Origin of the sequence: Pseudomonas sp. 2835, assembly GCF_050435905.1 — a bacterium.
Lineage (GTDB): Bacteria > Pseudomonadota > Gammaproteobacteria > Pseudomonadales > Pseudomonadaceae > Aquipseudomonas.
Window position 1 is genome coordinate 280757 of record NZ_JBNDLE010000008.1, and the last position, 7225, is coordinate 287981.

A 7225-nucleotide genomic window follows, 5' to 3' on the forward strand; every position below is an offset into this window, starting at 1 on the left:
GTCGAATGCGAAGCCCTGAATTAGAGCCTTCTGTCGGCTGGCCGGGCATGAAAAAGCCCCAGCCGGTACCGCGCTGGGGCTATTTGTCACAGCAGTTCGAACGGCTTATTCGACCGCTTTGACCATGTCTTCGATAACCTTCTTGGCGTCGCCGAAGACCATCATGGTCTTGTCCAGATAGAACAGCTCGTTATCCAGGCCGGCGTAGCCGCTGGCCATCGAGCGCTTGTTGACGATGATGGTCTTGGCCTTGAAGGCTTCGAGGATCGGCATGCCGGCAATCGGCGACTTCGGATCGTTCTTCGCCGCCGGGTTAACCACGTCGTTGGCACCCAGCACCAGCACCACGTCGGCCTGACCGAACTCGGAGTTGATGTCGTCCATTTCGAACACCTGGTCGTACGGCACTTCGGCTTCGGCCAGCAGTACGTTCATGTGCCCGGGCATGCGTCCCGCCACCGGGTGGATCGCGTACTTCACGGTCACGCCGTTGTGGGTCAGCTTCTCGGTCAGCTCTTTCAGCGCGTGCTGGGCACGGGCCACCGCCAGGCCGTAGCCAGGAACGATGATCACGGTGTCGGCGTTGCTGAGCAGGAAGGTGGCGTCGTCGGCCGAACCGGATTTCACCGGGCGGGCTTCCTTGGCACCGGCCGGGCCGGCCGCTTCTGTCGCGCCACCGAAACCGCCGAGGATCACGTTGAAGAACGAACGGTTCATCGCCTTGCACATGATGTACGAGAGGATCGCACCCGACGAACCGACCAAGGAGCCGGCGATGATCAGCATCGAGTTGTTCAGCGAGAAGCCGATACCGGCTGCCGCCCAGCCCGAGTAGCTGTTGAGCATCGACACCACCACCGGCATGTCGGCACCGCCAATCGGGATGATGATCAGCACGCCCATGACGAACGCCAGGATGAGCATCAGGGCGAAAGCGCTGTAGCTGCCGGTGAAGGTGAACACCAGGCCCAGGCCGATGGTGGCAAGGCCAAGGACCAGGTTCAGCTTGTGCTGGCCGCTGAACTGTACCGGTGCGCCCTGGAACAGGCGGAACTTGTACTTACCCGAGAGCTTGCCGAAGGCAATGACCGAACCCGAGAAGGTGATCGCACCAATGGCGGCGCCGAGGAACAGCTCAAGGCGGTTACCGGTAGGGATCGGGTCGCTGATGCTGGCAACGATGCCCAGCGATTGCGGCTCGACCACCGCGGCAATGGCGATGAACACCGCAGCCAGGCCGATCATGCTGTGCATGAAGGCGACCAGCTCGGGCATCTTGGTCATTTCAACGCGCTTGGCCATGATCGAACCGGCGGTGCCGCCGACCAGCAGGCCGACAATCACGTAGCCGATGCCGTCGGTGGCCAGCTCGGCACCGAGCTTATAGATGAGGCCGATGGTGGTGATCACCGCCAGGGCCATGCCGAGCATGCCGAACAGGTTGCCGCGCCGCGACGTAGTCGGGTGCGACAGGCCCTTGAGTGCCTGGATGAAGCATACCGAGGCGACAAGGTAGAGAAGTGTTACCAGGTTCATGCTCATGTTTACTTCTGCCCCTCTTGCTTCGCTGCGCCCTTGCCTGGGGCTTTCTTCTTGAACATCTCCAGCATGCGCCGGGTGACGAGGAAACCACCGAATACGTTGACCGCTGCCAGGGCCACCGCGAGGGTGCCCATGGTTTTGCCCAGTGGCGTTACGGTCAACGCGGCGGCCAGCATGGCGCCGACGATGACGATGGCGGAGATGGCGTTGGTGACCGCCATCAACGGCGTGTGCAGTGCCGGGGTGACGTTCCAGACCACGTGGTAACCGACATAGATCGCCAGCACGAAGATGATCAGGTTATAGACGCCGTGAGAGATCAGCATGTCTTCCATTGTCTGGCTCCTTATCCGTTCTTGCGGATGACCTGGCCGTCGCGGCACATCAGGCACGCGGCGACGATGTCGTCTTCGAGGTTGATCGTCAGCGCGCCGTCCTTGTCGAACAGCAGCTTCATGAAGTCGAGCAGGTTGCGTGCGTACAAAGCCGAGGCGTCCGCGCCGACCTGGGCTGGCAGATTGGTCGGGCCGACGATGGTCACGCCCTGCTCCACCACCACCTGGTCGGCGACGGTCAGCGGGCAGTTGCCACCCTGGGCTGCGGCGAGGTCGATGACCACCGAGCCGGGTTTCATCTGCGCCACGGTCTCGGCGCTGAGCAAGGTCGGTGCCTTGCGGCCGGGAATCAGTGCAGTGGTAATGACGATATCGGCCTGCTTGGCGCGTTCGTGCACCGCCAGGGCCTGGCGCTGCATCCAGCTGGCCGGCATGGGCCGGGCGTAACCGCCGACACCTTCGGCGCACTCGCGCTCTTCATCGGTCTCGTAAGGGACATCGATGAACTTGGCGCCCAGCGACTCGATCTGCTCCTTCACCGCCGGACGCACGTCCGAGGCTTCGATCACCGCACCCAGGCGCTTGGCCGTGGCGATGGCCTGCAGCCCCGCGACACCGGCCCCGAGGATCAGCACGCGTGCGGCCTTGACGGTACCGGCAGCGGTCATCAGCATCGGCATGAAGCGCGGATAGTGGTGAGCCGCCAGCAACACGGCCTTGTAACCGGCAATGTTGGCCTGCGACGACAACACATCGAGGCTTTGCGCCCGCGAGGTACGCGGCGCTGCTTCAAGGGCAAAGGCGGTGATGCCGCGCTCGGCCATCTTGGCGATGGTTTCGTTGTTGAACGGATTGAGCATACCCACCAGGACGGTGCCGCTCTTGATCTGGGCCAGTTCGCTATCGTCAGGGGCTACAACCTTGAGAACCAGCTGAGCTCCAAACGCATCGGCAGCGCTGCCAATAGTGGCGCCTGCTGCTTCATAGGCACTGTCCGGAACGCTGGCGTTGATGCCGGCGCCGCTCTGGACGGTGACCTGATGCCCCTGGCCAATCAGTTTCTTGATGGTTTCCGGGGTTGCAGCAACCCGTGTTTCGCCCGTCTGCGTTTCGAGAGGAACACCAATGTGCACGTCATTTCTCCTGCGTGATCTTTTGTTGGTAAACCAGCGCACTGCGGATGGTGCGCTGGGGCGGCCGATCAGCACGATCCCGCCGAATCCAGGCGGGGCGCGGCATTTTGCAGGTGATTCCTGAATCGCTTCAACCAGTTTTGAAGGGTGACGGCAATCTAACTACAAGTCACCCTGTGACCGAATGTCGCAATAACAGGCCTGGAGCCCGCCAAGCGCGGGCTTCAGGGAGATTACGGCAAAATTTGAAAATTTTCCGCCGAATTTGCTGAATGCCTGGCTGAAAGCGTGATTTATGCTGTGAAGGCCGCATAAACAGCAGGGTTAAGGGCTTTTGAGAGGGTGCCTGAAACAGTTGGCCTAAATGCGACATTTCCTTATATCTGTAGGGTTCCAGTTTTATTGACTACGGGGTCAGGTTGTAGCTGTCATCCTTGTGGGCTGCGGCGTAGCGGTCTGCCTCCCCTACAAGCCAGTCGCGAAAGGCGCGCAGCGAAGCCGATTCCACTTTGCGCTCGGGAATCATCAGGTAATAGGCCTTGATGCTCGACAGCGCGTGCGGGCTGGCCACCACCAGGCGCCCCTCTGCCAGTTCGCGCTGGATCAGAAAGGGCGGAATCAGTGCCACGCCCATCTCGTGCATGGCCGCCTGTGCCAACATCGAGAATAGCTCATAGCGCGGCCCGGTCATGTCGCGAGCGACGTTCATTTCCAGGCTGTTGAACCACTGGCGCCAGGCATAGGGCCGAGTGGTCTGCTGCAGCAGTGGCAACTGGGCGATCTGCTCGGGGCTCAGTTGCCGACTGCCGGCCAGCAATACCGGGCTGCACACCGGCACCGGGTTCTCGCCCATCAGTCGATGTGACTCGGTGCCCGACCAGTCGGCATCGCCGAAGTAAATCGCCGCATCGAAGCTGGTATCGGCAAACAAGAAAGGCCGGGTGCGGTTGGTCAGGTTGACCGTGACCTCCGGGTGGCGCTGCTGGAAGTCCTTGAGCCGCGGCAACAGCCACTGCGTGCCGAAGGTCGGAACCACCGCTAGTTCGATGACGTTGGCGCCCTGCTGGCCCATCACCGACAAAGTATCGCGCTCCACTGCATCCAGCTGGGTGGCAACCCGGCGGCTGTAGGAAAGCCCCGCCTCGGTAAGCTTCACCCCACGGCGGGAGCGACGAAACAACTCGACATTAAGGAACTCCTCAAGCCCGGCGATTTGCCGACATACGGCGCCCTGGGTCAGGGACAGCTCCTGGGAAGCCTTGGTAAAGCTCTCGTGGCGGGCAGCGGCCTCGAAGCAGACCAGCGCCGCAGTACTGGGGATCTTGCGCCGCATGTACGTCAACCTCACTAATGTGGCGTAAAGATGGCCTTTTTGGCCGTTACGAAGTGAGAAAATATCACAAGAGCATGCGCAATCCTCGTTTGTCTCGTCGCGTGAACGGGCCTAGGATCAATGCACAACAACTCTGGTCCCATTTCTCGAGGATTCGCTCATGGCCGGTAAAGCAAGCTTCAACTGGATCGACCCGCTGTTGCTCGACCAACAGCTCACTGAAGAAGAGCGCATGGTGCGTGACAGCGCTTATCAGTTCGCCCAGGACAAGCTGGCCCCGCGCGTGCTGGAAGCCTTCCGTCACGAGCAGACCGACCCTGCGATCTTCCGCGAGATGGGCGAAGTCGGCCTGCTGGGCGCAACCATTCCCGAGCAGTACGGTGGCAGTGGCCTGAACTACGTGTGCTACGGCCTGATTGCTCGGGAAGTGGAACGTATCGACTCCGGCTACCGCTCGATGATGAGCGTGCAGTCCTCGCTGGTCATGGTGCCGATCAACGAATTCGGCACCGAAGCGACCAAGCAGAAGTACCTGCCCAAGCTCGCCAGCGGTGAATGGATCGGCTGCTTCGGCCTGACCGAGCCAGACCATGGTTCCGATCCGGGTTCGATGATCACCCGCGCCAAGAAGGTCGACGGTGGCTATCGCCTGAGCGGCAGCAAGATGTGGATCACCAACAGCCCGATCGCCGACGTGTTCGTGGTATGGGCCAAAGATGATGCCGGCGACATCCGTGGCTTCGTCCTGGAAAAAGGCTGGCAGGGCCTGAGCGCCCCGGCGATACACGGCAAGGTCGGCCTGCGCGCCTCGATCACCGGCGAAATCGTCATGGACAACGTGTTCGTGCCTGAAGAGAACATCTTCCCCGATGTGCGCGGCCTCAAAGGTCCGTTCACCTGCCTGAACTCGGCACGCTATGGCATCTCCTGGGGTGCCCTGGGCGCCGCTGAAGCCTGCTGGCACACCGCGCGCCAATACACCCTGGATCGCAAGCAGTTTGGTCGCCCGCTGGCCGCCAACCAGTTGATCCAGAAGAAGCTGGCCGACATGCAGACCGAAATCACCCTGGCCCTGCAAGGCTGCCTGCGCCTGGGCCGGATGAAGGACGAAGGCACCGCTGCGGTCGAAATCACCTCGATCATGAAGCGCAACTCCTGCGGCAAGGCCCTGGACATCGCCCGTATGGCCCGCGACATGCTCGGTGGCAACGGGATCTCTGACGAGTTCGGTGTGGCCCGTCACCTGGTCAACCTCGAGGTGGTCAACACCTATGAAGGTACCCATGACGTGCACGCGCTGATCCTCGGTCGCGCGCAGACCGGCATCCAGTCCTTCTATTAATAGGGAGCCAGCCATGGGCGCGCTATCTCATCTGCGGGTGCTGGATCTGTCGCGAGTGCTGGCCGGGCCCTGGTCCGGGCAGATACTTGCTGACCTGGGCGCCGAAGTGATCAAGGTCGAGCGTCCGGGCAGCGGCGATGATACGCGCGCCTGGGGCCCGCCCTTCCTTAAGGACGCTTACGGCGAGAACACCAGCGAGGCTGCCTACTACCTAGCGGCCAACCGCAACAAGCGTTCGCTGACCATCGACTTCACCCAGCCCGAGGGCCAGCGCCTGGTGCGTGAGCTGGCAGCCAAGTCGGACGTGCTGATCGAGAACTTCAAGGTTGGTGGCCTGGCTGCCTATGGGCTGGACTATGAAAGCCTGAAGGCGATCAACCCGCGCCTGGTGTATTGCTCGGTTACCGGCTTCGGCCAGACCGGGCCCTATGCCAAGCGCGCCGGCTACGACTTCATGATCCAGGGCCTGGGCGGGCTGATGAGCCTGACCGGGCGCCCAGAGGGTGAAGACGGTGCGGGGCCGGTGAAAGTCGGTGTCGCGCTGACCGACATCCTCACCGGGCTGTATTCGACCGTGGCGATCCTGGCCGCCCTCGCCCATCGTGACCGCGATGGCGGCGGCCAGCACATCGATATGGCGCTGCTCGACGTGCAGGTTGCCTGCCTGGCCAACCAGGCCATGAACTACCTCACCACCGGCACGCCACCGCGGCGCCTGGGTAACGCGCACCCGAACATCGTGCCTTACCAGGACTTCCCTACTGCCGACGGCGACTTCATCCTGACCGTGGGCAACGACGGCCAGTTCCGCAAGTTCGCCGAGGTTGCCGGCCAGCCGCAATGGGCGGACGATCCGCGCTTTGCTACTAATAAGCAGCGGGTTGCCAACCGTGCCGAGCTGATTCCACTGATCCGCCAGGCCACGGTGTTCAAGACCACCGCTGAATGGGTCGCGCAGTTGGAGCAGGCCGGTGTTCCGTGTGGGCCTATCAACGACCTGGCGCAGATGTTTGCCGATCCTCAGGTCAAGGCCCGGGGCCTGGCGATCGAGATGCCACACCCGCTTGCCGGGCAGGTGCCGCAGGTGGCCAGCCCTATTCGCTTGTCCGAGACGCCAGTGGAGTATCGCCATGCACCGCCGTTGCTGGGCGAGCATACCGAGCAGATCCTCGGCGAAGTGCTGGGCCTGGCCGCATCGGAGATCGAGCGCCTGCGGCTAACCAAGGTGGTCTGAAGCTTCAAGCTATAAGCTGCAAGCTACAAGTTGGGCGCGGTGCTGCCGCTTTTACTTGTAGCTTGAAGCTTGTGGCTTATAGCCAAAACGGCCCTTCTGAAACAAAGTTGAAATAAGTCCTTGACGCCCCCGCGGATGTGTCTATAATTCGCCCCACTTCCGGCGCAGTCGGAACTGAAAACTCCTTGAGTTTCAAAGAGTTAGAGGTTCAAGGGTTATCCGGAAGGGCTTCGATCGAAAGATCGGCAGCGGTGAAAAAGGCAGTTGACAGCGGTTTGAAACGCTGTAGAATTCGCCTCCCGCTAC

Annotated in this window: 6 protein-coding genes; 2 read left to right on the forward strand and 4 right to left on the reverse strand. The window is 61.7% G+C overall.

The window, feature by feature from the left end; genetic code table 11:
- Positions 1-105: 105 nt before the first annotated feature.
- From ABIE20_RS14710 to ABIE20_RS14725, 4 genes are all read right to left on the reverse strand, one after another.
- Entirely contained in the window at positions 106-1542 is a 1437-nt protein-coding gene (locus ABIE20_RS14710) for an NAD(P)(+) transhydrogenase (Re/Si-specific) subunit beta (RefSeq protein ID WP_429505683.1), read from the reverse strand.
- Positions 1543-1544: 2 nt separating this feature from the next.
- Complete coding sequence (locus ABIE20_RS14715) at positions 1545-1877, reverse strand: NAD(P) transhydrogenase subunit alpha (RefSeq protein WP_038997786.1); 333 nt, start codon at positions 1875-1877, stop codon at positions 1545-1547.
- A gap of 11 nt (positions 1878-1888) precedes the next feature.
- Positions 1889-3010: a Re/Si-specific NAD(P)(+) transhydrogenase subunit alpha gene (locus tag ABIE20_RS14720; protein WP_010222584.1), complete on the reverse strand. Its 1122-nt coding sequence runs from the start codon at positions 3008-3010 to the stop codon at positions 1889-1891.
- A gap of 406 nt (positions 3011-3416) precedes the next feature.
- Positions 3417-4343 carry a LysR family transcriptional regulator gene (locus ABIE20_RS14725; protein ID WP_429505684.1) on the reverse strand — a complete coding sequence of 309 codons (927 nt, stop codon included), beginning with the start codon at positions 4341-4343 and terminating at the stop codon, positions 3417-3419.
- 160 nt (positions 4344-4503) lie between these two features.
- Here ABIE20_RS14725 and ABIE20_RS14730 point away from each other — a divergent pair, with 160 nt between their 5' ends.
- Together ABIE20_RS14730 and ABIE20_RS14735 are read left to right on the forward strand one after the other, a co-directional pair.
- A complete protein-coding gene (locus tag ABIE20_RS14730) occupies positions 4504-5685 on the forward strand; it encodes an acyl-CoA dehydrogenase (RefSeq protein ID WP_045200593.1) in 1182 nt (393 codons plus the stop codon).
- A gap of 13 nt (positions 5686-5698) precedes the next feature.
- Positions 5699-6919, forward strand: a complete 1221-nt coding sequence (locus ABIE20_RS14735) for a CaiB/BaiF CoA transferase family protein (RefSeq protein ID WP_123567086.1) — start codon at positions 5699-5701, stop codon at positions 6917-6919.
- Positions 6920-7225 lie beyond the last annotated feature (306 nt).

Excerpts from the sequence above, each read along its gene's own strand:
- ABIE20_RS14710 (WP_429505683.1), bottom strand. The coding sequence starts at position 1,542 with ATGAGCATGAACCTGGTAACACTTCTCTACCTTGTCGCCTCGGTATGC.
- ABIE20_RS14715 (WP_038997786.1), bottom strand. The coding sequence starts at position 1,877 with ATGGAAGACATGCTGATCTCTCACGGCGTCTATAACCTGATCATCTTC.
- ABIE20_RS14735 (WP_123567086.1), top strand. The coding sequence starts at position 5,699 with ATGGGCGCGCTATCTCATCTGCGGGTGCTGGATCTGTCGCGAGTGCTG.
- ABIE20_RS14730 (WP_045200593.1), top strand. The coding sequence starts at position 4,504 with ATGGCCGGTAAAGCAAGCTTCAACTGGATCGACCCGCTGTTGCTCGAC.
- ABIE20_RS14725 (WP_429505684.1), bottom strand. The coding sequence starts at position 4,343 with ATGCGGCGCAAGATCCCCAGTACTGCGGCGCTGGTCTGCTTCGAGGCC.